The sequence below is a fragment of the Dyella sp. SYSU CM1112 genome (assembly GCF_058216415.1).
Genome location: NZ_JBZEGI010000011.1, coordinates 13,319 through 39,891, shown reverse-complemented (window position 1 = coordinate 39,891; position 26,573 = coordinate 13,319). Strand labels below are relative to the sequence as shown.

Here is a 26,573-nt window from a genome sequence, read left to right as displayed (position 1 = left end):
TAAGATGGATGGATCACTCCATCCAGCGAGATCATTCCACCATGGCCAGTCTGGACGACTACCGTGTTTTCGTCGCCGTGGTGGAGCAGGGCAATCTCAGTGCCGCGGCGCGCTATCTGCATCGTTCGTTGCAGGCCGTCAGCCGCGCCTTGGCATCGTTGGAAAGCGAACTGGGTATCGAGCTCGTCCAACGCACCACGCGACGTGCGCAACCCACTGAAGCAGGCTTGGCGTTTCATGCCCGCATCAAGACGGCCCTGGCGGATATCGATCTGGCCCGATCCGAACTGGCCGAGCATGGTGCCCGCATCGACGGCTTGTTGCGGGTTGGTGGCTCCACGCTGTTCAGTCCCCCGTATGTGGTGCCGGTGGTTGCCGCTTTCATGGAGCGCTATCCGGACGTCCATGTCGAGCTGGTGGTTACGGATCACCGTGTCGATTTGCAGCGCGAGAAGCTGGATGTCGCCGTGCGTCTAGGCGAATTGCCGGATAGCCGTCTGCATGCGCGCCAACTCAGCACACTGCGCATGGTGACGATTGGCGCGCCCGGCTATTTTGCGAAGCACGGTCGTCCGCGCGTACCGTCGGATTTGCGCAAGCACGCGTGCATCGTGCGACGCACTGCCGACTCGGCGCAGCGATGGGATTATCGGCGAGGCAACCGCCATCAGTCGGTAGAAATAGATGGGCGCTTCAGTGCCGATAACGCGGCTGCCTGCAATGCAGCGGCCGTGGCCGGCTTGGGCATTGCCGTGGCTGCATGGTGGCAAGTGCGCGAGTTACTGGCCCTGGGCCGGCTTGAAACGGTGCTGGACGATTGGCAATTGCCGGGTCAGCCGGTGCACATCGTATGGTCCCCCAGCCGGCAGCTGCCGGCACGTACGCGTGCGTTCATCGATTTCGTAGCGGCACGATGGGCTGTCGAGCCGCCGTCATAACGAAAACCTGGCCGCAGCAAGCAACCATATCCCGGCTGCTGCGAGCGATACCTTAGACAGGCTGCGGATGCAGCAAGAACCAGCCAAGGAAAAACGCGCCTGCGATCACGCAATACGTGCCGAACGATGCCAGGCGTCCGCGTCCTTCGAAATAACCCATCAGGAAACGCAGGCTAAGCCACGCCGCGATCGCGGTCAGCACGCCACCCAGTAAGGCATTGCCCAGTTGCTCAGGCGCCTTGAAGAGCTTGGGTATTTCCAGCAATCCAGCCGCAAGAATGATGGGCGTGCCGAGCAAGAATGAAAACTCGGCGGCTTTTTCTTTATCCAGCCCCGTGGCCGAGCCCGCGATCATGGTAAGGCCACTGCGGGAAAAGCCCGGGATCAAGGCGCCGATCTGCGCCAGTCCGACCAGAAATGCCTGTCGGAAAGTGAGTTTTTCGGGAGCCTTATGGGCGCGATGGCGTTCCAGCCGGTCGCCGATCCATAACAACACCCCATTGGCGATCAAGGCCACGGCGACAATGCGCAGATCCTTGAACACCAATTCCAGCTTTTTTTCCAGCAGGAAGCCCACGATGCCAGCCGGGATGGTGCCAATGACCAGCGCCCACATCATATGGCCCTCGTCATTGGGACGGCCGCCGAGAGACGCGAAAAAGCCGCGCACCAGGGCAACCCAGCGATGCCGGAAATAGCCAAGCAGCGCCAGCGCCGTACCCAGATGCAAAGCGACCAGGAAGGGAATGAGCTGTGGCGCGTGCTTGTCGATGTGCATGCCAAACAAGGCAGGAACCAGCAAGGTGTGGCCAAGGCTGCTGACCGGAAAAAGTTCCGTTACGCCTTGCAGCACGCTAAGGAAAATCAGGAACCACATGCTCACGCATCCATCCTCTTTATGGGGCAGTCGACGGTTATGGCCGATTCGCTTGGGCAGCAAGCGGCCGGCTTGCCATTATCGTGGTTGAAGATGAGGGGCGCGCGAATGACGCGCACGACCCCCATGCTTCATGGATGGCGCCGGCATCAAGGCGATTTGACCTTGAACTCCCGGGTGAGCAATGCAAGCTTTGCTTTCATGTCCTCGGGCTTATGCGTCCCCTGCGTACCGTAGAACGCGGTGTAAAGCTCGGACGGCGCACTGTTCGCTGGGTTGTCGATCACCGTTGCAACATCCATTTCATCGCCGTCGCTGTAAGGCACGTCATCGAAGGGATGCTGCTTATGCAGCAGCTTGCCCCAGGCTTCCTTGAAATCGTCGTCGAGGTCGGGGCTGGGCGCGATACGGCGCTTGATGCTGATGCGATCGGGATCAGTGATATCCAGGCGGATCTGGATCACGCCGGTCTGCAAGGCAAAAGCGCCATGGTTTTGATAGTAGTCGACACCCACAGCCAGAAGATTGTCCGGCTTGACGGGCTGCAAGGTGGAGGGATAGCTGAAAGCCATGTTGCTGGAGTCGTAGCTGAAGCGCTTGCCGTAGTCGAAGTCAATGTGCGCATCCTTCAAGACCTCCGGCAGCAATGATGTATCGGCCAGGAACTCCTTCCATTGCGCCAATGTGCCGCCGTAGTCGACGTTGAAGAAATCGGTCAACGCTTTCATGTCGATCAAGCTATCGTACGTGACCACGGACGGATTCATGCGCATCATGATGGCGTAGCCATCCGGCACGGGCAGCGCGAACAGCACCATCTGCCCGTTGAGATAAGGCACCGGCCAAATGAATACTTTCCAGCGCCGCTGCCAGCTATCCGTGTAGGAAGAACTTGTGGTGGGGCGGCCGAGCGACGTGATCTTGATCTTCTCGGGTCCAATCTGGCGATTCCAGTAGCCGGTCTTGAGAATCAGATCCATCATCTGCTTCGGATCGTTGTAGAACGTGGCCGCCTTCATGTCGTCGGGGCGGCGCAGATGCATCAGGAAATTATGGCCGACGAAACCGCTAGCCACGTAGCCGTTCCCGCTTAGCGGAACGCGGCTGAGTTCGCGCCCGGAATACACCCACTGCCCGCTGCGGTTGTGCACGATCAGTTCCGGAAAGAAGCTCAGGCCAGGCGTGTCGTGCAGGATCTGGTTGGAACCGGCGCCGTGCGGAAACAGATCATTGCTCTGTTGCTGCAGCAACGCTTTGAGTTGCGCCTCGTTGTTGGCATAGAACAACTTCAGATACGTGGCGCTGAAGTTGTCATAGCTCGTAGGCAAGGGAAATTGAGCCTTGAAGTGGCCGTTCTGGTCGTCTTCCAGCACGTCGAGCTGATAAGACTCGCGCTTGTCGATGAGCGCGAGATTATCCGGCGCCTTGAGCACTTCGCCGATCGGCAGCGCGTAATTGAGATTCTCGTTCGGCGACTTCATCAGCACCACGCCGATCACCTTGCCATCCTGATCGAGCAACGGGCCGCCGCTATTCCCCGGTGAAGCGGCTGCGGAGAAACGCATCCATTTCCAGCGGCCGTTTTCGTCCTCCGGCGTGTCGGAGGTGTACAAGCCATCGCGGATCACCACGCCGGTGCCGAGCGCATTACCCACCGCATAAACCACGCTGTTCAAGGCGGGCTTGGTGTTTGCCTGCAAGGCGGCGCTGCCGGGTGGCTGCTCCTTCAGCGAGAACATCACGAAGTCCTGCTGCAGGGAAAATTTCTCGATCTTGTCGATGGCATAGACCCGGCCGCTGGCGTCGCGCAGCGCTGGCGGCCCAGTAAGATCGCCGACCGCGACCAACAACACGTGGCCGGCGGTGACGTAATGATTGTGCCCCAGTGCGAACGCGGTGCCGACCGAAAAATACTTATCGGTGCGTTCCTGATACGGCAACAAATCGAGCGGGAGCGGCTTTTCGTAGGTAAGCGGATCGTCGACGGCCCTGGGTATCACCACCTCGAACGTGGCGGCGTCAATCTTGGGAACCAGCGACGGATCGGGGCTGGCAGCGTGGACGGCTCCCGTCATGCCCAGCGCGAGCGCGATCAACCACAAGCTCAATGTCACCCGACGAAAAATGCCGAACGTTTCAGAAACGGCAGCCCCAGCCTGACGAATCGATACCCGCATACATTCCCTTTTTACGGTTATGGTCGACCTGCCTTAGGTCGGCTCCGCGCAAGATACTGACATAGCGCCAGCTATTTGGGATGGGCGGGAAGGGGCTTTTTAACGACCGCCGACGCCAAAGCCCAGGGAGCGGCATGTCGGTGCCGGCATGTCGATCTGGCTTTGGCCGCGTGGTCACCTGATGCCGGTCGTTGCGCGGTACGACCTTGCGGCATCAATGACCGCGATAACGGTTGATGCTGTCGCGCAATGCGATCGTTGCCGCGCGCGCCGCCTGGGCGAAGTCTTCACCGTTGCCGGCGTAAAGAATGGCGCGCGAGGAGCTGATCATCAGGCCGGCGCCCGATGGTGTGCGGCCATTGCGAACCACTGCTTCCACATCGCCACCCTGCGCCCCGATGCCGGGCACCAGCAACGGCATCTCGCCGACCAGCGCGCGGACTTCCGCCAGCTGTTCCGGCCAGGTGGCGCCGGTGACGAGCGCGCAATTGCCATGCGCGTTCCATTCCTGCGCGATGATGCGGGCGACGTGCTGGTATAGCGGCATGCCGCCGACGTCGAGGTCTTGCAGGTCAGCGGCGCCCGGGTTGGAGGTGTGACAGAGCAGGATCACGCCTTTATCGGCCCGATCGAGGAACGGCTGCACGGAATCGCGGCCGAGATAGGGATTCAAGGTGACGGCATCCGCGCCGTAGCGTTCGAACGCCTCGGTGACGTAATGCTGGGCCGTGCTGCCGATATCACCGCGCTTGGCATCGAGAATGACCGGCACGCCCGGATGTTTCGCATGGATATGCGCGATCAGGCGTTCCAGCGTGTCCTCTGCGCGAAGTGCGGCGAAATGAGCGATCTGGGGCTTGTACGCGCACACAAGATCAGCGGTGGCGTCGACGATGGCACTGCAGAACGCGAAGACTGCGTCCGCGTCGCCACGCAGATGGGCAGGAAATTTGGAAGGTTCCGGATCCAGCCCTACGCATACCAAGGTGTCGTGCTGCTGCCAGCGCTGCCGCAGGGCGTCGTTAAAGACCATGCCGTTGTTCCTATGTCGTGGTGACACGTTGTCTTGTTTAATGCTTGCTAGGGTCTGCTTGTTCGCCATGCCGCGTCATCGCTCAATCGTGTACCGGCGTACACGTCTTCGCGCTTCCTTGTCTGGCGCGCAAACAGCTCCCAGCGCGAGCCACGCCAATTGTGTAACAGGCCCTAGTTTACCCGCATGCTCATGCGCTCCGGACTGCCCGCAGGACTGGACGATGGATAAGTACGCACAAGCAGGCGACGATGGTTCATGGGCGCCGCGCGACGAAGGAATCCTGGCGATTAGTGAGGCGAAATTCGCACTGCACATACCTCGCGGCAGCGCCGTGCTTGCACAGATAGACAGCTGAGCGCCGTCTAGACCAGCGCTGAAAAAACGCCCGGCGAAGGCCGGGCGTTGCGTTGGATCAGGCGAGCTTCTTGTACTTCACACGATGCGGCCTTGCCGCCTCATCGCCGAGGCGACGCTTCTTGTCCGCTTCGTACTCGTTGTAGTTGCCCGGGAAGAATTCCACGTGCGAATCGCCTTCGAACGCGAGGATGTGCGTGGCGATGCGGTCGAGGAACCAGCGATCGTGCGAGATCACCATCGCGCAGCCCGGGAATTCCAGCAGCGCATCTTCCAGCGCACGCAGGGTTTCCACATCCAGGTCGTTCGACGGTTCGTCGAGCAACAGCACGTTGCCGCCCTGCAGCAGGGTCTTGGCTAAGTGCAGGCGGCCGCGCTCACCGCCGGAAAGATTGCCGACAATCTTCTGCTGGTCAGTACCCTTGAAATTGAAGCGGCCAATGTAGGCGCGCGACTGGATCTCGAAGTTGCCGATGGTGAGGATGTCCGCACCGCCGGAGACTTCCTGCCACACATTGTTCTTCGCATCCAGCGCGCCGCGGGACTGGTCGACGTAGGCCAGTTTCACCGTGTGGCCGAGCTTCACTTCGCCGGAATCGGGCTGCTCCTTGCCCATGATCAACTTCATCAGGGTGGACTTACCCGCACCATTCGGACCCATGATGCCGACGATCGCGCCCGGCGGCACCTTGAACGACAGATCGTCGATCAGCAGGCGGTCGCCGAAGGACTTGCTGACGTTCTTGAACTCGATCACTTCCTGACCCAGGCGCTCGCCCGGCGGAATGAAGATTTCATTGGTTTCGTTGCGGCGCTGGTATTCGACGGCGTTGAGTTCTTCGAAGCGGTTCAGGCGCGCCTTGCCCTTGGACTGGCGACCCTTGGCCGCCGAGCGCACCCACTCCAGTTCCTTTTCGATCGCTTTCTGGCGCGACTTTTCCTGCTGTGCTTCCTGCTTCAGGCGTGCATCTTTCTGTTCCAGCCATTCCGTGTAGTTGCCCTTCCACGGAATACCGCGGCCGCGATCGAGTTCCAGGATCCACTCAGCGGCGTTGTCGAGGAAGTAGCGATCATGCGTGACCGCCACCACGGTGCCGGGGTAGTCCTGCAGGAAGTGCTCCAGCCATTCCACCGATTCGGCATCCAAGTGGTTGGTCGGTTCGTCCAGCAACAGCATGTCCGGCTTGGACAGCAGCAGGCGGCACAGTGCTACGCGGCGCTTTTCGCCGCCGGACAACGGACCGATCTTGGCGTCCCACGGTGGCAGGCGCAGCGCATCGGCGGCCACTTCGAGCTGGCGCTCCAAGGCATGGGCGTCGTTCACGGCCAGGATGTTTTCCAGTTCCTGCTGTTCGGCAGCGAGCTTGTCGAAGTCCGCGCCTTCTTCGCCATAGGCGGCATAGACCTCCTCAAGGCGCTTCTGTGCGTCGAAGATGATCGAAACGCCTTCTTCCACCGCCTGGCGTACGGTCTTCTCGTGATCCAGATCCGGCTCCTGCGCGAGATAGCCGACCTTGATGCCCGGCTGCGGACGGGCTTCGCCGTGGAAGTCCTTGTCGACGCCGGCCATGATGCGCAGCACCGTGGACTTGCCTGCGCCGTTCAAGCCCAGTAGGCCAATCTTGGCGCCAGGGAAGAAGCTCAGCGAAATGTCCTTGATGATCTGACGCTTCGGGGGAACGATCTTGCTGACCCCGTTCATGGTGTAGATGTATTGCATGCTGGCTCCGTTGACGTACGCGCGGCCAACCCGGAGGAGGGGGCGACGCGTAGGGGCGTGGGTATAGAACTGCCTATTATAGCGGCTTATGTGTAAAGGCCGGTGACAGGCTCAAGCCTAGTTGCGAGCCAGCATCACGCATTGACGGGTTCCTGCCTGCGTGCTGCCACGTGTCGCCAAGCAGGCCAGATGTGGCGGGAACAATCCGAAATAACGGGATTTTTTATTCAACCCTTTTCGCTATCGAGCGAAGCCATGCCTTGCAGGTTGTAGCGGTCGCCCGCTGCTGCGTCGGCCGGCACGGCGCGTTCGATGGCCGCCATGTCGTCGGCGCTGAGGTTTACATCGAGCGAGCCGAGTGCCTCCTGCAAGCGGGTACGTGTGCGTGCCCCGATCAAGGGAACGATGTCCGTGCCTTTCGCCATCACCCAGGCAATCGCGAGTTGCGCGACCGTCACGCCTTGCTGTTCCGCCCGTTTGCGCAGCAGGTCCACTAACGCGAGATTGCGCTCCAGGTTCTCGCCCTGAAAGCGTGGATAGTGTGCGCGGAAATCACTGGGATCTTTACGATCTTTCGACCAGTGTCCGCTGATCAGGCCGCGCGCGAGCACGCCATAAGCGGTGACATCGATGCCCAGTTCGCGGCAGGTGGGAAGAATGCCGTGCTCGATGCTGCGCGATATCAGCGAATATTCGATCTGCAGATCGCACACCGGCAGTACGCTGTTGGCGCGACGGATGGTTTGCGAGCCGACTTCGGAGAGGCCGAGATAGCGCACATCACCCGCTTTCACCAGATCGGCGATGGCGCCGACGGTGTCTTCGATCGGCACGTTGGGGTCGAGACGGCAGGGACGATAGAGGTCGACGTAATCGGTACGCAGGCGCTTGAGCGAATAGGCCAGTGCTGTCTTTACTGCGACCGGCCGGGTGTCGTAGCCCAGCCATTGGCCATTCGGTCCGCGCTGTGCGCCGAACTTGACGCTAAGTCGGTAGCTGTCGCGCGGTCGTCCGGCCAGGGCTTCGCCTAGCAGCATTTCATTGTGACCCATCCCATAGAAATCGCCGGTGTCGAGCAGGGTGATGCCCGCGTCCAGCGCGGCGTGGATGGTGGCGACACTTTCGCTGCGGTCGGTGCTGCCGTAGACGTCTGACATGGCCATGCAGCCGAGACCTAGAACAGAGACATGGGGTCCGTGTTTGCCAAGTTGACGAGTTTTCACGAACAACACTCCCGCAGTGTGATGAAACCAGTAGCTTACGTCGGCACCATGATGACCAGGTGTCAACAGGGTTCAGGGCTTCGACGTCGGCCGTGCCACTTCCATCAGCGCGGCAAACGTGCGGGTGTGCAGCGATGCGGCATCGACGCCTTCCGGCAGCAGACCGGCGATTTCCAGCATCACCGCGCCGTGCAGCGCGGCCCAGGCCTGGTGACCGAGAAGGGCTGGATCCGCATCGATCAGGCCTTCGTCGATCATCACCTGTATATCCGCCGCGATGCGCTGCGACAGGCGCGCATGCGCTTCGCGGTAGGCGGGATCGTTCCTGTCCGCTTGCGGGTAGTCGAACATCAGCCGATAAGTGGCGGTGTTATGGCGCGCAAATTCGATGCACGCGTCACGCACATTGCGGCTGCGCGTGCGCCCGTCGCCTTGGGTATCGAGCGCGTTCTCTAGCGCTTCAGAGAGTGCATGCATGCCGTGCGAGCGCACCGCAGTGATGATGTCTTCCTTGTTGTTGAAGTAGCTATACAACGTCATCGTGCCGCAGCCGAGCGCTTTAGCCAGGCGGCGCATGGTGACCGCCGCCGGACCTTCGTCCACGAAGAGCGTCGCAGCCGCATGGCGGACCCGGGCGCGAAAGGCTTCGGTTTCGTTTTCGCTTAGCGCTTTGGGCATGTGACGCCCCTGGCCTGGGCGGACGGATAGAACACATAGCCGGGCATCGTGCCGCCATTCACGGGATCGGGGATGGTGATGGCGTAAAAGCCGACACCGGTAACCGCATGTGCAAAGAGCGGGGCAGGTGCCAACAGCCATACCAGCGTGAACCAGCGCCAGGTGCCGGCAAACCGGATGCGAGCGGACCGCATTCTGTGGCTCCCCTTGATTTTCGTACGACGTACCGTACGTAGTACGGGACCAAGTCGCAAGTGCAGGTTGTGGCCGCAAACACCCCCGACCATTACACTTTTAAGTCTTGACCCCCGCTACAACCCCACGAGGCTCGAATGTTCCCGAAGCATCAAACGATTGCCGGCTATGACGATGAGCTGGCCAAGGCCATTGCGGAGGAAGCCCGCCGCCAGGAAGACCACGTCGAGCTGATTGCTTCGGAAAACTACGCCAGCCCCCGCGTGCTGGAAGCCCAGGGTTCGGTGCTCACCAACAAATATGCCGAGGGCTATCCTGGCAAGCGCTACTACGGCGGTTGCGAATACGTGGATATTGCCGAGCGCCTCGCGATCGAACGCCTCAAGCAGCTGTTCGGGGCCACGTATGCGAACGTGCAGCCGCACTCCGGTTCGCAGGCTAATCAGGCCGTGTATTTCGCGCTACTCAATCCGGGCGACACCATCCTCGGCATGAGCCTGGCGCATGGCGGCCATCTCACGCACGGCGCCAAGGTGAATCTGTCCGGCAAGATTTACAACGCAGTCCAGTACGGCGTGAACGAGCACGGCCTGGTGGATTACGACGAAGTCGAGCGCCTCGCCGTCGAGCACAAGCCGAAGATGATCGTGGCCGGCTTCAGCGCCTATTCGCAGGTGATGGATTGGGCGCGCTTCCGCGCCATCGCCGACAAGGTGGGTGCTTATCTGTTCGTCGACATGGCACACGTGGCGGGCCTGGTAGCAGCCGGCGTGTATCCCAGCCCGTTGCCGCACGCACATGTCGTCACCTCCACCACGCACAAGACCCTGCGCGGTCCGCGCGGCGGCATCGTCATCGCCAAGGATGCGGGCGAGGAGATCGAAAAGAAGCTGCAGTCCATCGTCTTCCCCGGCATCCAGGGCGGTCCGCTGATGCATGTCATCGCCGCCAAGGCGGTGGCATTCAAGGAAGCGCTGGAGCCCTCGTTCAAGGACTACCAGGCGCAAGTGGTGAAGAACGCCAAGGCGATGGCCAAGACCTTGATCGAACGCGGCTACAAGGTCGTATCCGGCGGCACCGAAAACCATCTGATGCTGATCGACCTGATCGGTCGCGACGTCACCGGCAAAGATGCCGAAGCGGCACTGGGCAAGGCGCACATCACCGTCAACAAGAACGCGGTGCCGAACGATCCACGCTCGCCGTTCGTTACCTCCGGCTTGCGCGTCGGTACGCCGGCTGTCACCACACGCGGCTACAAGGAAGCCGATGTGGTGGAACTTACGCACTGGATCTGCGACGTGCTGGATGCGCCTACGGATGAAAGCGTGATTACAGCCGTGCGCGAGAAAGTATCCGCACAGTGCAAGACATTCCCCGTTTACGGCGCATAAGCCAAGGCACTCACGCTCGCTCCGATGCATTGCCCTTTTTGCCAGCACGAAGACACGCGCGTGATTGATTCGCGCCTTGCCGACGACGGCGCCACCGTGCGCCGCCGTCGCGAGTGTCCGCAATGCGGCGAGCGCTTCAACACCTTCGAGACGGCCGAACTGAAACTGCCCGCCATCGTGAAAAGCGGCGAGCGGCGCGAGAGCTTCGACGAACGCAAGCTGCGCACCAGCTTCGAACGCGCATTGCAAAAGCGGCCGGTGGCGAGCCATGACGTGGATGCTGCTGTGCGCGCCGTCATCGACGACTTGCGCAAAAGCGGCGAGCGGGAAGTGCCCTCGCGTTTTGTCGGCGAACTGGTGATGCGCGAGTTGAAAAAGCTCGACCAGGTGGCTTACGTACGCTTCGCCTCCGTCTACCGCAAATTCGAAGACGTGCATGCCTTCCGCGAAGAGATCGAAAAACTGGAACGCGACCTGCCGGGCCTGGATAGCCTGCAATTGTCCTTGCTAGGCGAAGCTGGCGCTGCCGCCGCAAAGCGTGGACAGCGCAAAGGCTGAGCGTCCTCTCCATCGTGCGCGTAGACATGGCTTCCTCTCCTGAGCAGGGGAGGGTTGTGTGAGTGCATCGCAAGCCTGAAGGGCTTCACCCCACCCCAACCCTCCCCTACTGCACGTAGGGGAGGGAGTGCCTGTCGGTGGGTAGTGTTTTGCGGCTGTTTGCCAAACGGTTCGATACGGATCGTGTCGACCATGGTGTGAGCGCACGTCTCGTTCTACGGCACACGCATGGCTCTCTCCCCTGCGTGCAGGGGAGGGAGCGGCTGTCGGTGGGTGGTGTTTTGCGGCTGTTTGCCAAACGGTTCGATACGGATCGTGTCGACCATGATGTGAGCGCACGTTTCGTTCTACGGCAAACCCATGGCTCCCTCCCCTGCGCGCAGGGGAGGGTCGGGGTGGGGTGGTACGAGCTTGCCGGAAATTTGCAGAGCGCCATCCAATCTGCGTGATCCGTCGCCTTGGCGAACACCGGGACGTATCAATAGGCAGGCTTGGAAGGCTCTGAGCCCTGGTTTTCGCCAGAGCAGATCAATCACTTCACGTACGACTCCCACCACCCCTGCAGGCAAGAGAGGGGGATAGTGGCGAGTTGGGGTTCAGGGCTGCGTGCCAAGCCGCTCGGCGCAGATCGTTTCGACGATGGCAGTGAGAGCCTTGACGCGTTCGAACAGCCAGCTGAGTTCTTCGTGGGTGATTTCATATTGCGGGGAATAACGCGCATCCACGTAAGCACGATCGAGACGAGCGAAGCTGCGCCGGGCGAATTTCGTATCGTGCGGCCATGCGTCGATCAATCGGGCATCCAGGTTTTCGGCAAAGGACCGAAGCTTTTTCAGGCTATGCATCTTGGGGCTGTAGAGCGTCAGCACGAGCAGCACGCAGTGGTAGAGGCGTTCGGTAGCCTGATGCAAATTGAAAGCTGCAAGTTTTACGTTGCCGCGTTCACGACAGAACTCGGCGACAGTCTGGAATTCCACCGCGTCTGGAAACCAATGCTCAAAATGCCGCTGCGCTTCCGCCTTGGCGATCTCCGGTTCCAGCATCTTCGGTGAGGGAAATGAAAATCCCGGTGCTTCGTGCAGCACCACCCCATCGCGGGCCATGTCCACGAAGAACGGCCTGCCGAGTGCCAGCTGGTTGTTGAAGTCGCGGAGGCTGTGCACGATGAAATTGACCGGCGTGCTCAATCGATGCGTGATCGTTTCTTCGCGCAACAAGCGTTCGGTGGCCAGGTTCCAGTACTCATGCAATTCGGCGAAGTGGTCGTCGTTCACCACCACCAGCACATCGAAATCGGAGCGGTAGCCGCTGGCCAGGTCTTCCACCCAATCGCCGCGTGCGTAAGAGCCGAACAGAATCAGCTTGAGGATGCGCCCACTCTTGTTCTTTTCCGATTCCTTGCCCTTCTGCGCTTCGGCGAATTCCTCAAACAGAATCTGCGCAATAAACGCCAACTCGCGACGCTTGTTCGCGGGCAGATGATCGAGGCGATCGATAAAACTCAGTGGTGCATCCGGTGCATCTTCCATGGCTGGCTTGGGTCAGGCCGTTTGAAGGGGCGACGCTAAGCCCCGAGTCGGCACAGCCTATCAGCGATATCGCTTGGACATCCACCCGCGCCGCTTCACGCGAAGGCCGCAGTTCACGGTGAGCGCTTGCTTCGCTCATCCCTTCAGCACACCAACCCCGTCGCGCCAGCACGACGGACGCTAGAGCAGGGACTTCGCTGGAACGATGAATCAGCGGCGGTAGCCACCTCTGCCATCCACCAAGGTCCTGCAACGATTCCTCACCGTCGCCCCGGCGAACGCCGGGGCCTGGCGTCTTGGGTACTAGCACCCTCGCGATCAGCCAAGACTCGCCAACCACTCGTCATCCGAGCCTTCGCTCACGCCTTCGAACAGGAAGGTGGACAGATAGCGTTCGCCGGTATCGGGCAGCATTGCCAGGATCACGCTGCCTTTTTCCGCCGTCTCGGCAAACTTGAGTGCGGCGGCGACCGTGGCGCCAGCCGAAATGCCGACGAAAAGACCTTCCTCCTTCGCTAGCCGCCGCGAGGTGTCGCGAGCGACCACTTCATCGACCGGCACATCCACATCGAAGATGTTGCGGTTCAATACTTCCGGCACGAAGTCCGGCGTCCAACCCTGGATCTTGTGCGGCTGCCATGGCTTGTCCGCAAGCATCGATGCCCCGGCGGGTTCGGAGACGACGATCTTCACGTCCGGGCGCGCCAGCTTGAGCACTTCGCCGACCCCCGTCAGGGTGCCGCCGGTGCCCCAGCCGGTGACGAATGCGTCCAGCTGTTTGCCGGCGAAATCGCGCAGGATTTCCGCGGCGGTGGTGCTGCGGTGATAGGCCGGGTTGGCCGGGTTCTGAAACTGGCGAGGCAGGAACCAGCCGTGCTTCGTGGCCAGTTCCTCGGCACGTTTCACCATGCCGGTGCCGCGTTCCGCTGCAGGCGTCAGCAACACCTTGGCGCCATAGGCGCGCATCAATTTGCGCCGCTCGACCGAGAAGGTTTCCGTCATCACGGCGACAAAGTGATAACCGCGTGCGGCGCACACCATGGCCAGCGCCACGCCGGTGTTGCCGGAGGTCGCTTCCACGACGGTATCGCCGGGCTTCAGCAGTCCCTTTTTTTCAGCGTCCAGAATCACGGCGATGGCCAGTCGATCCTTCACCGAACCGCCGGGATTGAACGATTCCACCTTGGCGTACAAGGTGACATGATCCGGCGCCACGCGATGAAGGCGAACGATGGGCGTGTTGCCGATGGTGTCGAGGATATTTTCGTAGATCATGGCTGTTTTCCCGGCGTGGAAGGCAAGACCTCAAGGCTACTCCCGATGTCGGCAAGGCGACAAACGTCGCGGGTTCACGCACACTGACAATCCTGCATATCCATATTTCAGATCGTTCCATGGACTTCTCTCCCATCGACGCGATGCACATGGCCCAGGCCCTGCGCCTGGCCGAACGCGGCCTTTACACCACGCATCCCAATCCACGCGTCGGTTGCGTGATCGCTCATGCCGAACGCGTGGTGGGGCAGGGCTGGCATGAGCGCGCCGGACAGCCGCATGCCGAGGTGTTCGCGTTGCGTGAAGCGGGCGACCAGGCGAGGGGCGCGACGGCCTACGTGACGCTGGAACCTTGCGCACATCATGGACGCACACCGCCTTGCGCGGACGCCTTGATCGCCGCTGGCGTAGTGCGCGTGGTGATCGCTGCCGAAGACCCGTTCCCTAAGGTAGATGGCCGTGGCATCGAAAAGCTGCGTGCGGCCGGTATCGCTGTGCAAAGCGGCTTGATGCGCGAGGCGGCGCGCGAACTCAATCTTGGCTTCTTCAGTCGTATCGAGCGGCATCGTCCCTGGGTGCGCGTGAAATTGGCGATGAGTCTCGATGGACGCACCGCACTGGCCAATGGCGAATCGAAGTGGATTACCGGTGAAGCTGCGCGCGCGGATGTGCAACGCTGGCGTGCGCGCAGTTCGGCCATCCTCACCGGTTCGGGCACGGTGCTGGCCGACAACCCTCGCCTGACCGTACGCCTGACCGATGGCGCTGCGTTCACGCCGCCCTGGCGCGTGGTACTGGATAGCCGCTTGCGCACGCCGCCGGATAGCCATGTGCTCGATGGATCGGCGCCGACCTTGCTATTGCATGCGATGGATGCCACGCCGGTCGATGCGCGTTTTGCGTCCGCACAGTTGGCGGTGGTGGCAGAACGGGATGGCAAGCTCGATTTGCAAGCCGTGCTGGTGGAACTGGCGCAGCGCGATATCAGCGAGTTGCACGTCGAAGCGGGTGCTCGCTTATGTGGCGCCCTGCTTGCGGCCGGACTCGTGGATGAATGGCTGATCTATATGGCGCCTTCGCTACTGGGCGATACGGCAAGGCCATTGCTGTCGCTGCCTTCGCTGAGCGACATGGCGGCGCGATGGAAACTTGCGATGGTGGATCGGCGCGCTGTCGGCGACGATCTGCGCATGCTATTGCGTCCTGCAATCTGATATGGAAGGAGTGAATGACGCTATGACCAAGGCCACCGTCCGCTGGGGCATCATCGGGTGCGGCGATGTTACGGAAGTAAAGAGTGGGCCGGCCTTCGATCGCGTGCCGCGCTCCGCGCTGGTCGCCGTGATGCGGCGAGATGCCGACAAGGCGCGCGATTACGCCGAACGTCACAGGGTGCCGAGATGGTACGGCGATGCCGCTGCGTTGATCGCCGATCCCGAGGTCAACGCGATTTACGTCGCCACGCCGCCCTCCACGCACAAGTCCTATGCGCTGATGGCGATGGCCGCCGGCAAGCCGGTGTATGTCGAGAAGCCGATGGCGCGCGACCATGCCGAATGCCTGGCGATGGTGAACGCCGGACGCACGGCGAATGTGCCGGTGTTCGTGGCTTATTACCGCCGCTGCCTGCCGCGTTTCCGCAAGGTGCGTGAGTTGTTGTTTCAGGAGCACGCGATCGGCACGCCGCGCATGGTCAACGTGGTGCTCTACGAGCCGCATCATCCGCGCTATCACGATGCGGCGAATCTACCGTGGCGGGTGCAGCCGGAACTCGCGGGCGCCGGCATCTTCATGGACCTCGGCTGCCATACGCTGGATATCCTGGATTGGCTGTTTGGCCCCATCGTTTCGGCGAGTGGACACGCCAGTAACCAGCTCGGCGCCTATCCTGCCGAAGATAGCGTGGCGATGTCGTTCGCCTTCGGCAACGGCATGTTGGGTACCGGCCTGTGGCAGTTCGGCGGCTACCGCCATGAAGACCGGGTCGAGGTGATCGGCGAGCGCGGAAGCATCACGTTTGCCACCTTTGGCGACGGACCGATCCGCGTGGAGAGTGCGGATGGCGTGCAGGAGCATCACGTCGCCAATCCGGCCCATATCCAGCAGCCCTTGATCGAAACCATCGTGGCGGAACTCAATGGCGAGCGCGGCGCCTGCCCTTCGACGGCCGAATCCGCGGCGCGCACCAGCTGGGTGATGGATCAGGTGTTGCGCGATTACCGGCAGCAGACGAAGCAGGTGTTTGCTTAGCTGATACGCGGGACGCTCCGTATCCGCCGATGAACAGTGCGCCGCGCATTCGGTGCTAAACTTGTTCGGCCGATTTCGGCACTTACCACAAACGTCTTCAGGGCGGGGCGCAATTCCCCACCGGCGGTAGGGGCCGCAAGGCCTGAGCCCGCGAGCGCTTCCGGTCAAGCCGGAAGGTCAGCAGATCCGGTCGAATGCCGGAGCCGACGGTCACAGTCCGGATGAAAGAAGACGGCGGCATGCATCGTGTGAAGCGATGCGTGTGCCTCATGCCTTGGGGCGTTCCCACATCAGAATTTCGTGGAGAACGTTCATGTCCATGCCTTACGGCCACGTTGTAACTGCCTCCCCGCGGGAGGTGCGCTGATGTTTACCGGCATCATCCAAAGCATAGGCCGCGTCGTGCGGCTGGAACCTCGCGGCGGCGACGTGCGCTTGCATCTCGACACCGCCGATCTTGATCTGTCCGATGTGCAGCTTGGCGACAGCATTGCGGTATCCGGTGCCTGTCTCACGGTGGTGGCGCTGGAATCGCGCGGCTTTGCCGCCGATGTCTCCAACGAAACGCTGTCGCTGACCACGCTCGGCAAGCACAAGCCGGGCGATCCGGTGAATCTGGAAAAGGCGTTGCGTCTTGCCGATCGATTGGGTGGCCATCTGGTATCCGGCCATGTGGATGGCGTCGGCAAGGTGGTGTCGATTACCCCGGATGGCCGTTCGCAGCGCTGGATGTTCGAGGTGCCTTCACCTCTCTCGCGCTATATCGCTTCCAAGGGCTCCATCTGCATCGATGGCACCAGCCTCACCGTCAACGAAGTGAACGGATCGCGCTTCGGCGTAAACCTTATCCCCCATACCGTGGAACATACCGCGTTTCAGGCACGACGCGCCGGTGATGCGGTGAATATCGAAGTGGATGTGGTGGCGCGCTATGTGGAGCGCTTGATCGGAGGCAGCGAAACATCGCGCATCGATGAAGCGTTTCTCAAGCAGCACGGGTTTGCGTAGCTGTTGTTCTTCCTCTCCCTCCGATGCTGCAGGCAGGGGTGGGGGCAATCTCTTGAACTGCGTTTTTGATGGTGCATCTCTCTGTTCATCGCCGTCATTCCGCTTGCGTGGAAGTGACGGCGGTGAGGCGAGGAGGTCGCACACATCGATGTATGCCGGCTCGTGCGTCATCGCCGAGCGGTTTCTATACCAAGGAATACGATCATGGCATTCAACACCATTCCCGAAATCATCGAAGACATCCGCGCCGGTCGCATGGTGGTGATCGTTGATGATGAGGATCGCGAGAACGAAGGCGATCTGATCATGGCCGCCCAAATGGTGCGGCCCGAAGACATCAATTTCATGGTGCGTGAAGCACGTGGCCTGGTCTGCCTGACCTTGACCGAAGCACGCACGCGCCAGCTCGGGCTGCGGCCGATGGTGGCCGACAATACGTCGCCGTATCACACCAACTTCACCGTTTCGATCGAGGCGGCGGAGGGCGTGACCACCGGTATTTCCGCGCATGATCGTGCCCGCACGATCCAGGCCGCCGTGAAGTCCGACGCCAAGCCGCAGGATCTCTCGCAGCCGGGTCATATTTTCCCGCTCACTGCGCAACCAGGCGGTGTGCTGACGCGTGCCGGTCATACCGAAGCGGGTTGCGATCTTGCCGCGCTGGCCGGCCTGGAACCGGCAGCGGTGCTGATCGAAGTGCTGCATGAGGACGGCTCGATGGCGCGTCGTCCTGAGCTCGAAGTATTCGCCAAAAAGCATGGCCTGAAGATCGGTTCCATCGCCGACCTGATCCGCTATCGGCTGGAAACCGAAAAAACGATCCAGCGTGTGCATGAAGAACAGGTGCAAACCGAATTCGGTCTCTTCCGGTTGGTGGCTTATCGCGATGTGATTCGCCAGGGGTTGCATTTCGCGCTGGTGCGTGGCGTGGTGAATGACGGTGCGCCGGTGCTTGCACGCGTCCACGTTCGCAACACCTTGTCGGACGTATTGCATCTGCAGCGCGACGATCTTGGCTTGACCGTCACGGCAGCGTTGCGCCGCATTGCCGATGAAAATCGCGGCGTATTGCTGGTGCTGTCCGGCGAAGACACGCCGGATGCGTTGCTGCGCCGTCTCTCGCGCCAGCCGGCCACGCAGGCGCCGGACGAAGCGCAGCGGCAGGAATGGCGGCAGCACGGCTTGGGCGCGCAGATACTGACCGATCTGGGCGTGCATCGCCTGCGTGTGCTGGGTACGCCGCGCAAAATGGTGGGCCTGGCGGGATTCGAACTGGAAGTCGTGGAGTACACGGAGTAGGGCTTGAGCCCGGTTGCTTGAACGCCAATCGTGCAAGGCCATGACGATCATGCAGGGGATCCTATGGCATCCTCTGCATGATCACATCTGCTCGGCTGAAGAAAGGGATCCGGATGAAGCTCTCCCACGTGCCATCGCCTTCCATCCATGCACGGACCGTGTTGTTCACGGCCCTTTCGCTGGCCTGCCTGTCGCCGGCTCTTGCGGATCAGGCGCTTTCGCCGGACCAGCGCGCGGCCAAGCTGGAACAACGCATGTCGCTGGACGACAAACATCACATGGTGCAGAGCTACAACACCATGCTCCCCCAGCAACCGCCCGGCGGCATCGGCACGGCAGGCTACGTGCCGGCGTTGCCGAAGCTCGGCATTCCGGCACTGCAGGAAAACGATGCCGGCATCGGCGTGCACAACTATCCGATCGATGCCGGTCCGGGCAAGCCGCCGCGGCATGTGCGCGGCGAGGCGGGCAATGCCACGCCATTGCCGTCGCTGCTGGGACTCGCTGCGACCTGGAATCCGCAGATCGCCTATGCGGGCGGACGCATGATTGCCGGCGAGGCGCATCGCCAGGGCATCAATGTGCTGCTGGCCGGCGGCATCAACCTTACGCGCGAGCCGCGTGATGGCCGTACCTTCGAATACCTGGGTGAAGATCCGTTGCTGGCGGCACGCATCGATGGTGCGGAAATTCGCGGTATCCAGTCGCAGCATGTGATCTCGACGATCAAGCACTACGCCTTGAACGATCAGGAAACCAATCGCCTGACAGTCAGCTCCAAGATCGATGAGCGCGCGATGCGCGAATCCGACCTGCTCGCGTTTGAGCTGGCGATCGAAGACGGCCATCCTGGTTCGGTGATGTGCGGCTACAACAAGGTCAACGGCATTTGGGATTGTTCCAACCATCATTTGCTGTCGGACATTCTCAAAGGCGATTGGAAATACCCCGGCTGGGTGATGACCGACTGGGGCGCGGATCACGGGCCGATGGATGCGATGGCAGGCACCGACCAGGTATCCGGCATCGATCTTGGAACGGGGTTGAGCTTCGGCAGCATGTCGAGCAGTTTCGGTGCGCCGTTGATGCAGGCCATTGCCAAAGGCGAAATTCCGCGCAGCCGCCTGGATGACATGGTGCATCGCATCCTGCGTTCGATGTATGCGGTGGGTCTGTTCGATGATCCGCCGGTCATCAAGCCGCTTGATGTCGAGGCGGACGCGCTGGTGTCGCAACACGCTGCCGAGCAGGCCATCGTGTTGCTGAAGAACGATCATGCGCAATTGCCATTGCAGCATGACATCAAGACCATTGCGATCATCGGCGGTCATGCTGACAAAGGTGTGCTGTCCGGTGGCGGTTCGGCGCAGGTGTGGCCGATCGGCGGCCCTGCCATTCCACCGGTGAAAGGGCCGGACTGGCAGTGGAAGGTCTACGATCCTTCCTCGCCGATGAAGGCCCTGCAAAAACTGCTGCCGAACGCAAAAGTGGTGTACGACGATGGCAGCGATCCGGCAAAGGCGGCGGCGTTGGCGAAGTCTTCCGACATCGCGATCGTCTTCGCGACGCAATGGACTTGCGAAGGCGTCGACCAACCGAACTTGGCTTTGCCGGGCAAGCAGGATGACGTGATCGATGCCGTGGCAGCAGCCAACGCGCACAGCATCGTCGTGCTGGAAAATGGCGGTCCGGTCAAGATGCCGTGGCTGTCGAAAGTGAGCGCGGTGGTGGAAGCGTGGTATCCGGGTGCGCGTGGCGGCGAGGCGATCGCCCATGTGCTCACTGGTGCAGTGAATCCATCCGGGCGCCTGCCGGTGACGTTCCCGCAGGATGAGCAGCAGTTGCCGCGTCCGCAGATCACCGACGCGCAGGAAGTCGATTACAACATCGAGGGCGCTGCGGTCGGCTACAAGTGGTTCGACGAAAAGCATCTGCAACCGCTGTTTCCGTTCGGCTTTGGTCTTTCCTATAGCCGCTTCGATTACAGCGATCTGCACGTCAGCGCTCAAGGCGACCATGTGACGGTGAGCTTCAAGGTCAGCAATGCTGGCAGCCGCGCCGGCATGGATACCCCGCAGGTCTATGTCGGCATGCCGGCCGATAGCGGCGAAGCGCCGCGCCGCCTGGCCGGTTTCCAAAAAGTCGCACTGCAGCCAGGACAAAGCCGCATCGTCACGGTCACCATCGATCCGCGCTTGCTCGCCATCTTTGATGTGAAGGGGCATCGCTGGCAGGTGGCCGCGGGGAGCTATCCGATCCAGGTTGGACATTCCTCGCGCGACTTTGCATTGAACGGCAACGCGAATGTTGCGGCGGCGACGATGGCGCCCTAAGGCCTGTTTTCGAGCATGGCTTAAACCAACGTCGCGTTGCGAGACACCCATCTGGATGAATCGGTAACAAGGAACTCTGTATGCAGGTCGATCACTCCTGCGCGGTCCGTCTGATTGCGCCCTCCGGCTATCCGCACGATCGCGATGCGGTGACGCGCGGCGTTGCGCGTTTGCGGGAAGCAGGATGCGTGGTGGAAGGGCTGGAGGTCCTTGAACGCACGGAATTGCGTTATGCCGGCAGCGATGCGGAGCGCCTGGCGGACATCAACGGGCTGGCGACGCTCGATACCCTGCCGGACATCGTGCTGTCCATCCGAGGAGGGTATGGTGCGACGCGCTTGTTGGAGCACGTACATTACGGTGCCCTGCGCGAACGGCTGGCCGGGCAGCCGGTGGCACTGGTGGGGCATAGCGATTTCACCGCCCTGCAGATGGCGCTCTACGCGAAAAGCAGCCTGGTCACGTTCGGCGGTCCGATGCTCGGACCGGATTTCGGTGCTCCGAAACTGAGTCCGCTGACCTGGCGGCATTTCTGGCGCACGCTCAGCGCGCCGCATGGCAATGCCAGTTGGGATTGCGGCGATGCCGCGGAGCTGAGCGTGGAAGGCCCCCTATGGGGCGGCAATCTCGCCATGCTGTGCAGCCTGTTGCACACGCCTTATTTCCCAAACATCGAAGGCGGCATCCTGTTCGTCGAGGATGTCAGCGAGCCGCCGTTCCGTATCGAGCGGCTGCTTTATCAACTGCACCTGTCCGGCATACTGGGCCGGCAACGTGCCCTGATCCTGGCCGACTTCACGCAGTGCCGGCCGGCAGCCTACGACAACGGTTATGACCTGGCCGATGGCTTTGCCCAGATTCGCCGCATCGCGGGTATTCCCGTGCTTTCCGGTATGCCATTCGGCCACGATCCGGACAAGTTCAGCCTGCCCTTCGGCGTGCCTGCGCGTCTGCGCGTGGTGGGGCAGCGCGCCAGCCTGGATTTCCACGGGTATCCCCATCTGCAACGGCCGCACGAACCCTCGATGGGCTGAGCAACTCCCGCCCCAGGTCAAGCAGTCGTTCCCTCAAACACGTAAAATAGGCGGTCTGTCACGGGCCGCTCCTCTGCTCCCAGGAATCACGCAAGCATGAAAACCATCGAAGGCGATTTCGCCACGCCTGAAGGCCGTTTTGCCATTGTCGCCGGTCGCTTCAACGGTTTCGTTGTCGAGTCGCTGGTTGCCGCCGCGCGCGACGTGCTGGTTCGCCACGGCGTAAGCGATGACGCCATCGACCTGATTCGCGTTCCCGGAGCGTGGGAAATCGGTCTCGCCACGCATAAGCTGGCACATTCCGGCAAATATGTTGCAGTGATTGCGTTGGGCGCCGTCATTCGGGGCTCTACCCCGCACTTCGACTACGTGGCCAGTGAATGCGCCAAGGCGCTTGCACAGGCCGCACTGGGCTCGGGCGTGCCGGTGGCCTTGGGTGTGCTTACTACCGACACGATCGAACAGGCTATCGAGCGCTCCGGTACCAAGGCCGGCAATAAGGGTGCCGACGTCGCTCTTGCCGTGTTGGAGATGGTCAATCTGTACGGGAAGTTGTGATGAACTCCCGGCCGGAAGGCATCGATCTTGCGGCGCGCTCGCGCGCCCGTCGCCGCGCGCTGCAGGCGGTGTATGCCTGGCAGATGAGCGGCAGCGCGATGAAGGCGGTCATCGACCAGTTTCGCCACGAGCAGGACATGGAAGTAGCCGACCAGGAGTACTTCGAGGATCTGCTTCACGGCGTGGACAAGCACCTCGATGATCTGGATGAGTCGATCAGCCCCTACATCGACCGTGACGTGGAACAGATCGATCCGATAGAGCGCGCGGCGTTGCGGCTGGCAGCCTATGAGCTGAAGTACCGCCTGGACGTGCCTTATCGCGTGATCATCAACGAAGCGATCGAAGTAACCAAACGCTTCGGTGCTGATCATGGGCATAGCTATGTCAATGGTGTCCTGGACAAGCTGGCGGCGCAGCTCAGAGTTGCGGAGAAGCGGGGCTGACGGATGCTTGGCGCCGGCATGATCCGGCGTGAGGTGCATGTTTCATGCGGTCGTCAATCCCGCTTTCGCGGGAACGACGGCAATGCGGCATACGGCGTCACAAAGATGTACAGGCGCCTATCTTTGTAAGGTCAGGGAACACGCGCAATCCCATGGAATTTTCCCTCATCGACCGCATTCGTGAGCGCACTGCGCAAGTACGCGAAGACGTGCCGCTTGGCATCGGCGACGATGCCGCCTTGCTCGCCGTTCCGCCGGGACAGCACTTGGCGGTAGCGATCGATACGCTGGTTGAAGGCGTGCATTTTCCGAGCGGTACGGCGGCGGCAGATATCGGATGGAAAGCGCTGGCCGTGAATCTTTCCGATCTGGCTGCCATGGGCGCCGTGCCGGCGTGGGCGCTGCTGGCGCTGACCTTGCCAAATGCGGATATCGATTTCGTTGACGGCTTCGCGGCAGGCTTGGCCGATCTGGCGCAGCTATATAAGTTGGCGCTGGTTGGCGGCGATACCACGCGTGGTCCGCTCACGATCAGCGTTGCGGTGCACGGTTTTGTCCCGCCTGGCAAGGCGCTGACGCGCGCAGGTGCGCAGGTGGGAGATGCGGTGCTGGTAACCGGCACGCTTGGCGATGCGGCAGCCGGATTGCGATGGATACAACAAGGTGGCGGTATCGATGCCCAGGCGAGCTATCTGGTCGAACGCCTCAACCGGCCGACACCACGCGTTGCCGCCGGGCTTGCTTTGCGCGAGTGTGCGACAGCATGCATCGATGTCTCCGATGGCTTGCTCGCTGATCTGGCCCACATCTGCATCGCCAGCAACGTGGGTGCGGAGCTTGACGCAGCTCGTCTGCCACGTTCGCCGGCCTTGCTTACGCATTTCGATGACGATACGTCGCTCGGCCTGGCCTTGAGTGGCGGCGACGATTACGAATTGTGTTTCACCGTACCGGCTTCACAGTGCGATGCCGTGTTGGGGGAGCTTGCGCGTGCGGGCTGCGGTGCGACGCGCATTGGCCGCATCGTGGCGGGTCATGGCGTGGCGGTCCTTGATCGCCGAGGCCGCATGCTGGAGCCGCAGCGCCAAGGCTGGAATCATTTCAGCGCATGAGCGACCGTAAAGTTCTGACCACTGCACAGCGTCACGCGCTGCTCTCGACACCGGCAGGATGGCTGGCCTGTGGTTTTGGCTCTGGCTTGATGCCGATAGCGCAAGGCACGTTCGGTTCGCTTGCGTCGATCCTGCCGTGGTTGCTAGGGCGCCATCTGCCGTGGCCGTTGTATGTGCTGGTGATTGTGCTGGGTTTTGCTATTGGTGTATGGGCTTGCGATGTCGCCGGGCGCAAGCTCGGTGTGGATGATCATCGCAGCCTGGTATGGGATGAATTCGTTGGCCAGTGGATCGCACTGTTGCCGGCGCTATGGGCGCCATGGTGGGCAGTGGTGATCGGGTTTGCGCTATTCCGCTTGTTCGACGTGTGGAAGCCATGGCCGATTGGTTACGTCGATCGGCATGTGAAAGGCGGCCTGGGCGTGATGGTGGATGACGTGATTGCAGGTGTTTTTGCCGCCATCGTGCTTGCGCTCATCCTGCATGTCGCGTAATCGACCTTTTACCTTGCAAGCTATCAGCAGGCTTGTTCGCACAGTCTATTGCGAGAAGCTGTTCTTTCTGCGGTTACAGAACGACAAGCACCCTTGCTATCGTATGGAACCGCTTCCATCAGAAGGTTGATCATCATGGCAAAGGCATGGACGAAAGGGCTGATCGCAACGGCTGTCATGGCGCTGGCTGTCGCGGCGCATGCAGGCGATGCCATGGGGATACAGGCGGGTTCCGGCAGCGCTCCGGCCGCGGATAGGGCGCCTGCGAGCAGGGCCGATATCCTTCGTGACCGGTCCGGTTACCTGTCGCAGTACTTCACCTTCGACTCACTCAACCCTGACGTGAAGGCAGCGATTGCTCGCGCAAATCTCGCACCGGTATCGTTCAACGAGATCGTCGTGCATACGCGCGATACGGTGACGATGCCGGATCAGCAGCAGCGGCCTTCGACCTATTCCGGCATTGTCACCATGCAAAATGCCGGGCATGGCCTGGTGCGCAGCATGCAGGTTGTGGAGGATAACGGTACCGAGATCGGACTGAGTTTCAACCTGACATACCGTGGGTATTTCCCGTTTCTCACCCAGGGCGTGTCGGTGAACAGCAATGACGCGCCGCCGATCCAGGTCGCCAGAAAAATCCTGCGGCTGGATACCCAGTCCCATGGGCATATCGCTTTCGTGTATTTGTACGGCAATGCGAGCGACGTTCTGTTCCAGGATCCCGGCCAGTTTCTTTGCGATAGCGGCAAGACCTATCCGGCGTCGCAGCTTGGTCCTTCCATCGGTGGCCAGGCGCGCGAACTCAATTGTCGCGCCATCGATAACAACGGCATCGTTACCGACAAGGTGACCTTGGCGTATCTCGAACATTATGGCGTCGCACTCACGCTGCGCATCAGTAACGATCAGCGCACGGTGGATAGCACGATCCTGGATTTCAGCGTTCATTGAACCGTGATGCGCGGGTGTTTGCTTGGTGGGCGTGCGCAATCCGTTTGAAGGCACAGCGGCAAAGACATAGTTGTCAGCATGCGCACGCTATTTTGATTGGAAGCCACTGATACAAATCGGGAGAGTCCCATGCAATACCGTCGTCTCGGCCGCACCGGCTTGCAGTTGTCCGCGCTCTCGTTCGGCGCATGGGTGACCTTTGGTCGTCAGGTGGGACGTTCCGAAGCGCGCGAGATGCTGGCGCTGGCGTGGGATCGCGGCGTCAATTTTTTTGACAATGCCGAAACCTACAACCATGGCGATGCCGAGCGCCTGATGGGCGATGTGCTCGCCGATCTGCGCTTTCCCCGCGATAGCTTTTGCGTGTCCAGCAAGGTGTATTTCGGTACCGCGGAACGGCCGCGCCCCACGCAGCGCGGCCTGTCGCGCAAGCATGTGATCGAAGCCTGCCATCAGGCGCTCGAACGTCTGCGCGTGGATCATCTGGATCTTTATTTCTGCCATCGCCCCGATCCGGAAACGCCGATCGAGGAAACGGTGGCAGCCATGGACACCTTGGTACGCCAAGGCAAGGTGCTGTACTGGGGCACCAGCGAGTGGCCGGCCACTGCCATCCATGAGGCGCATCGCATTGCGCAGGCAACGCATATGTATGCGCCCGTGGTGGAGCAGCCGCAATACAACCTGCTGCATCGCGAACGCGTAGAGCAAGAGTACGCGCCGCTCTACGCCAGCTACGGCATGGGCACGACCATCTGGTCGCCATTGGCTTCGGGTTTGCTGAGCGGCAAATACACCCAGGGTGTACCGCAAGGCTCGCGCCTTACACAGCCGGGTTACGAATGGCTGCGTGACGTGGTGCTGGGCGAGAGCGGCGAACGCACAGATAAGGTGAAGCAGCTGCCGGCCCTCGCGGCCGAAGTGGGCGCTACGGCGGCGCAGCTCGCCATCGCCTGGTGCCTGGCCAATCCGAACGTTTCCACTGTATTGCTCGGTGCAAGCCGCAAAGAGCAGCTGGAGCAGAATCTTGGGGCGCTGGATCTGCTTCCGCGCTTCGATCTGGCGCTGAAAGAACGGATCGAGCGCACGCTGGCCTAAGGCCTGTCTACACGATTCGCATGGCCTGCGCAG

Annotated in this window: 25 protein-coding genes and 1 riboswitch; of the genes, 16 read left to right on the top strand and 9 right to left on the bottom strand. The window is 61.3% G+C overall.

What is annotated here, in order from left to right; all coding sequences use genetic code 11:
• Nucleotides 1–8 precede the first annotated feature (8 nt).
• The gene (locus tag AC4HNJ_RS15430; protein WP_490480482.1) at nt 9–938 is read left to right on the top strand and encodes a LysR family transcriptional regulator; all 930 of its coding nucleotides are present in this window, start codon (nt 9–11) and stop codon (nt 936–938) included.
• 52 nt (nt 939–990) lie between these two features.
• On the opposite strand, the gene AC4HNJ_RS15425 is transcribed toward AC4HNJ_RS15430, so the two are convergent.
• The 3 genes from AC4HNJ_RS15425 to pyrF all read right to left on the bottom strand — a co-directional run bounded on the left by AC4HNJ_RS15425 (nt 991) and on the right by pyrF (nt 5,025).
• Nucleotides 991–1,815, bottom strand: coding sequence for an undecaprenyl-diphosphate phosphatase (locus AC4HNJ_RS15425; RefSeq protein ID WP_490480598.1), 825 nt, complete (start codon nt 1,813–1,815; stop codon nt 991–993).
• Nucleotides 1,816–1,964: 149 nt separating this feature from the next.
• Nucleotides 1,965–3,992, bottom strand: a complete 2,028-nt coding sequence (locus AC4HNJ_RS15420) for a S1 family peptidase (protein ID WP_490480481.1) — start codon at nt 3,990–3,992, stop codon at nt 1,965–1,967.
• Between the two features lie 214 nt (nt 3,993–4,206).
• Nucleotides 4,207–5,025, bottom strand: a complete 819-nt coding sequence (gene pyrF, locus AC4HNJ_RS15415) for an orotidine-5'-phosphate decarboxylase (RefSeq protein WP_490480480.1) — start codon at nt 5,023–5,025, stop codon at nt 4,207–4,209.
• A 223-nt stretch (nt 5,026–5,248) separates the two neighbouring features.
• Here pyrF and AC4HNJ_RS15410 point away from each other — a divergent pair, with 223 nt between their 5' ends.
• Nucleotides 5,249–5,383, top strand: coding sequence for a hypothetical protein (locus AC4HNJ_RS15410; protein WP_490480479.1), 135 nt, complete (start codon nt 5,249–5,251; stop codon nt 5,381–5,383).
• Nucleotides 5,384–5,440: 57 nt separating this feature from the next.
• On the opposite strand, the gene ettA is transcribed toward AC4HNJ_RS15410, so the two are convergent.
• The 4 genes from ettA to AC4HNJ_RS15390 form a co-directional block, all read right to left on the bottom strand.
• Nucleotides 5,441–7,102 carry an energy-dependent translational throttle protein EttA gene (gene ettA, locus AC4HNJ_RS15405; protein ID WP_490480478.1) on the bottom strand — a complete coding sequence of 554 codons (1,662 nt, stop codon included), beginning with the start codon at nt 7,100–7,102 and terminating at the stop codon, nt 5,441–5,443.
• A 227-nt stretch (nt 7,103–7,329) separates the two neighbouring features.
• Nucleotides 7,330–8,325 carry an aldo/keto reductase gene (locus AC4HNJ_RS15400; protein ID WP_490480477.1) on the bottom strand — a complete coding sequence of 332 codons (996 nt, stop codon included), beginning with the start codon at nt 8,323–8,325 and terminating at the stop codon, nt 7,330–7,332.
• 72 nt (nt 8,326–8,397) lie between these two features.
• Nucleotides 8,398–9,003 carry a TetR/AcrR family transcriptional regulator gene (locus AC4HNJ_RS15395; RefSeq protein ID WP_490480476.1) on the bottom strand — a complete coding sequence of 202 codons (606 nt, stop codon included), beginning with the start codon at nt 9,001–9,003 and terminating at the stop codon, nt 8,398–8,400.
• Complete coding sequence (locus tag AC4HNJ_RS15390; protein ID WP_490480475.1) at nt 8,988–9,197, bottom strand: hypothetical protein; 210 nt, start codon at nt 9,195–9,197, stop codon at nt 8,988–8,990. Before AC4HNJ_RS15390 ends, AC4HNJ_RS15395 begins: the two co-directional genes overlap by 16 nt.
• Before the next feature lie 138 nt (nt 9,198–9,335).
• Here AC4HNJ_RS15390 and glyA point away from each other — a divergent pair, with 138 nt between their 5' ends.
• Nucleotides 9,336–10,592 (top strand): serine hydroxymethyltransferase, encoded by a 1,257-nt coding sequence (glyA, locus tag AC4HNJ_RS15385; RefSeq protein WP_490480474.1) that lies wholly within the window; start codon nt 9,336–9,338, stop codon nt 10,590–10,592.
• Nucleotides 10,593–10,616: 24 nt separating this feature from the next.
• Nucleotides 10,617–11,150: a transcriptional regulator NrdR gene (gene nrdR, locus AC4HNJ_RS15380; protein ID WP_490480473.1), complete on the top strand. Its 534-nt coding sequence runs from the start codon at nt 10,617–10,619 to the stop codon at nt 11,148–11,150.
• Nucleotides 11,151–11,746: 596 nt separating this feature from the next.
• On the opposite strand, the gene AC4HNJ_RS15375 is transcribed toward nrdR, so the two are convergent.
• Both AC4HNJ_RS15375 and cysK read right to left on the bottom strand, forming a co-directional pair.
• A complete protein-coding gene (locus tag AC4HNJ_RS15375; RefSeq protein ID WP_490480472.1) occupies nt 11,747–12,679 on the bottom strand; it encodes a HEPN domain-containing protein in 933 nt (310 codons plus the stop codon).
• A gap of 318 nt (nt 12,680–12,997) precedes the next feature.
• Complete coding sequence (gene cysK / locus AC4HNJ_RS15370; protein WP_490480471.1) at nt 12,998–13,954, bottom strand: cysteine synthase A; 957 nt, start codon at nt 13,952–13,954, stop codon at nt 12,998–13,000.
• 119 nt (nt 13,955–14,073) lie between these two features.
• On the opposite strand from cysK, the gene ribD reads away from it, so the two are divergent.
• From ribD to AC4HNJ_RS15310, 12 genes are all read left to right on the top strand, one after another.
• Nucleotides 14,074–15,168 (top strand): bifunctional diaminohydroxyphosphoribosylaminopyrimidine deaminase/5-amino-6-(5-phosphoribosylamino)uracil reductase RibD, encoded by a 1,095-nt coding sequence (ribD, locus tag AC4HNJ_RS15365; RefSeq protein WP_490480470.1) that lies wholly within the window; start codon nt 14,074–14,076, stop codon nt 15,166–15,168.
• 22 nt (nt 15,169–15,190) lie between these two features.
• Complete coding sequence (locus tag AC4HNJ_RS15360; protein ID WP_490480469.1) at nt 15,191–16,204, top strand: Gfo/Idh/MocA family protein; 1,014 nt, start codon at nt 15,191–15,193, stop codon at nt 16,202–16,204.
• Between the two features lie 89 nt (nt 16,205–16,293).
• Nucleotides 16,294–16,441, top strand: a riboswitch (FMN riboswitch).
• Nucleotides 16,442–16,570: 129 nt separating this feature from the next.
• Nucleotides 16,571–17,212 (top strand): riboflavin synthase, encoded by a 642-nt coding sequence (locus tag AC4HNJ_RS15355; RefSeq protein WP_490480468.1) that lies wholly within the window; start codon nt 16,571–16,573, stop codon nt 17,210–17,212.
• A gap of 204 nt (nt 17,213–17,416) precedes the next feature.
• Entirely contained in the window at nt 17,417–18,511 is a 1,095-nt protein-coding gene (ribBA, locus tag AC4HNJ_RS15350; RefSeq protein WP_490480467.1) for a bifunctional 3,4-dihydroxy-2-butanone-4-phosphate synthase/GTP cyclohydrolase II, read from the top strand.
• Nucleotides 18,512–18,624: 113 nt separating this feature from the next.
• The gene (locus tag AC4HNJ_RS15345) at nt 18,625–20,844 is read left to right on the top strand and encodes a beta-glucosidase family protein (RefSeq protein ID WP_490480466.1); all 2,220 of its coding nucleotides are present in this window, start codon (nt 18,625–18,627) and stop codon (nt 20,842–20,844) included.
• An 80-nt stretch (nt 20,845–20,924) separates the two neighbouring features.
• Nucleotides 20,925–21,878 carry a muramoyltetrapeptide carboxypeptidase gene (gene ldcA, locus AC4HNJ_RS15340; protein ID WP_490480465.1) on the top strand — a complete coding sequence of 318 codons (954 nt, stop codon included), beginning with the start codon at nt 20,925–20,927 and terminating at the stop codon, nt 21,876–21,878.
• 96 nt (nt 21,879–21,974) lie between these two features.
• Nucleotides 21,975–22,436 carry a 6,7-dimethyl-8-ribityllumazine synthase gene (gene ribH, locus AC4HNJ_RS15335; RefSeq protein ID WP_490480464.1) on the top strand — a complete coding sequence of 154 codons (462 nt, stop codon included), beginning with the start codon at nt 21,975–21,977 and terminating at the stop codon, nt 22,434–22,436.
• Entirely contained in the window at nt 22,436–22,882 is a 447-nt protein-coding gene (nusB, locus tag AC4HNJ_RS15330; protein ID WP_490480463.1) for a transcription antitermination factor NusB, read from the top strand. The genes ribH and nusB overlap by 1 nt, the downstream gene beginning before the upstream one ends.
• A 152-nt stretch (nt 22,883–23,034) precedes the next feature.
• Complete coding sequence (thiL, locus tag AC4HNJ_RS15325) at nt 23,035–23,994, top strand: thiamine-phosphate kinase (protein ID WP_490480462.1); 960 nt, start codon at nt 23,035–23,037, stop codon at nt 23,992–23,994.
• Nucleotides 23,991–24,488, top strand: coding sequence for a phosphatidylglycerophosphatase A family protein (locus AC4HNJ_RS15320; RefSeq protein WP_490480461.1), 498 nt, complete (start codon nt 23,991–23,993; stop codon nt 24,486–24,488). The genes thiL and AC4HNJ_RS15320 overlap by 4 nt, the downstream gene beginning before the upstream one ends.
• A 135-nt stretch (nt 24,489–24,623) precedes the next feature.
• Nucleotides 24,624–25,442 carry a hypothetical protein gene (locus tag AC4HNJ_RS15315; protein ID WP_490480460.1) on the top strand — a complete coding sequence of 273 codons (819 nt, stop codon included), beginning with the start codon at nt 24,624–24,626 and terminating at the stop codon, nt 25,440–25,442.
• A gap of 129 nt (nt 25,443–25,571) precedes the next feature.
• Complete coding sequence (locus tag AC4HNJ_RS15310) at nt 25,572–26,540, top strand: potassium channel beta subunit family protein (RefSeq protein WP_490480459.1); 969 nt, start codon at nt 25,572–25,574, stop codon at nt 26,538–26,540.
• The last annotated feature ends 33 nt before the right edge of the window (nt 26,541–26,573 follow it).

Bases quoted from the DNA above. Each gene is read 5' to 3' on its own strand.
- AC4HNJ_RS15430 (WP_490480482.1), top strand. From the start codon at position 9: ATGGATCACTCCATCCAGCGAGATCATTCCACCATGGCCAGTCTGGAC.
- AC4HNJ_RS15425 (WP_490480598.1), bottom strand. From the start codon at position 1,815: ATGTGGTTCCTGATTTTCCTTAGCGTGCTGCAAGGCGTAACGGAACTT.
- AC4HNJ_RS15420 (WP_490480481.1), bottom strand. From the start codon at position 3,992: ATGCGGGTATCGATTCGTCAGGCTGGGGCTGCCGTTTCTGAAACGTTC.
- pyrF (WP_490480480.1), bottom strand. From the start codon at position 5,025: ATGGTCTTTAACGACGCCCTGCGGCAGCGCTGGCAGCAGCACGACACC.
- AC4HNJ_RS15410 (WP_490480479.1), top strand. From the start codon at position 5,249: ATGGATAAGTACGCACAAGCAGGCGACGATGGTTCATGGGCGCCGCGC.
- ettA (WP_490480478.1), bottom strand. From the start codon at position 7,102: ATGCAATACATCTACACCATGAACGGGGTCAGCAAGATCGTTCCCCCG.
- AC4HNJ_RS15395 (WP_490480476.1), bottom strand. From the start codon at position 9,003: ATGCCCAAAGCGCTAAGCGAAAACGAAACCGAAGCCTTTCGCGCCCGG.
- AC4HNJ_RS15390 (WP_490480475.1), bottom strand. From the start codon at position 9,197: ATGCGGTCCGCTCGCATCCGGTTTGCCGGCACCTGGCGCTGGTTCACG.
- glyA (WP_490480474.1), top strand. From the start codon at position 9,336: ATGTTCCCGAAGCATCAAACGATTGCCGGCTATGACGATGAGCTGGCC.
- nrdR (WP_490480473.1), top strand. From the start codon at position 10,617: ATGCATTGCCCTTTTTGCCAGCACGAAGACACGCGCGTGATTGATTCG.
- AC4HNJ_RS15375 (WP_490480472.1), bottom strand. From the start codon at position 12,679: ATGGAAGATGCACCGGATGCACCACTGAGTTTTATCGATCGCCTCGAT.
- cysK (WP_490480471.1), bottom strand. From the start codon at position 13,954: ATGATCTACGAAAATATCCTCGACACCATCGGCAACACGCCCATCGTT.
- ribD (WP_490480470.1), top strand. From the start codon at position 14,074: ATGGACTTCTCTCCCATCGACGCGATGCACATGGCCCAGGCCCTGCGC.
- AC4HNJ_RS15360 (WP_490480469.1), top strand. From the start codon at position 15,191: ATGACCAAGGCCACCGTCCGCTGGGGCATCATCGGGTGCGGCGATGTT.
- AC4HNJ_RS15355 (WP_490480468.1), top strand. From the start codon at position 16,571: ATGTTTACCGGCATCATCCAAAGCATAGGCCGCGTCGTGCGGCTGGAA.
- ribBA (WP_490480467.1), top strand. From the start codon at position 17,417: ATGGCATTCAACACCATTCCCGAAATCATCGAAGACATCCGCGCCGGT.
- AC4HNJ_RS15345 (WP_490480466.1), top strand. From the start codon at position 18,625: ATGAAGCTCTCCCACGTGCCATCGCCTTCCATCCATGCACGGACCGTG.
- ldcA (WP_490480465.1), top strand. From the start codon at position 20,925: ATGCAGGTCGATCACTCCTGCGCGGTCCGTCTGATTGCGCCCTCCGGC.
- ribH (WP_490480464.1), top strand. From the start codon at position 21,975: ATGAAAACCATCGAAGGCGATTTCGCCACGCCTGAAGGCCGTTTTGCC.
- nusB (WP_490480463.1), top strand. From the start codon at position 22,436: ATGAACTCCCGGCCGGAAGGCATCGATCTTGCGGCGCGCTCGCGCGCC.
- thiL (WP_490480462.1), top strand. From the start codon at position 23,035: ATGGAATTTTCCCTCATCGACCGCATTCGTGAGCGCACTGCGCAAGTA.
- AC4HNJ_RS15320 (WP_490480461.1), top strand. From the start codon at position 23,991: ATGAGCGACCGTAAAGTTCTGACCACTGCACAGCGTCACGCGCTGCTC.
- AC4HNJ_RS15315 (WP_490480460.1), top strand. From the start codon at position 24,624: ATGGCAAAGGCATGGACGAAAGGGCTGATCGCAACGGCTGTCATGGCG.
- AC4HNJ_RS15310 (WP_490480459.1), top strand. From the start codon at position 25,572: ATGCAATACCGTCGTCTCGGCCGCACCGGCTTGCAGTTGTCCGCGCTC.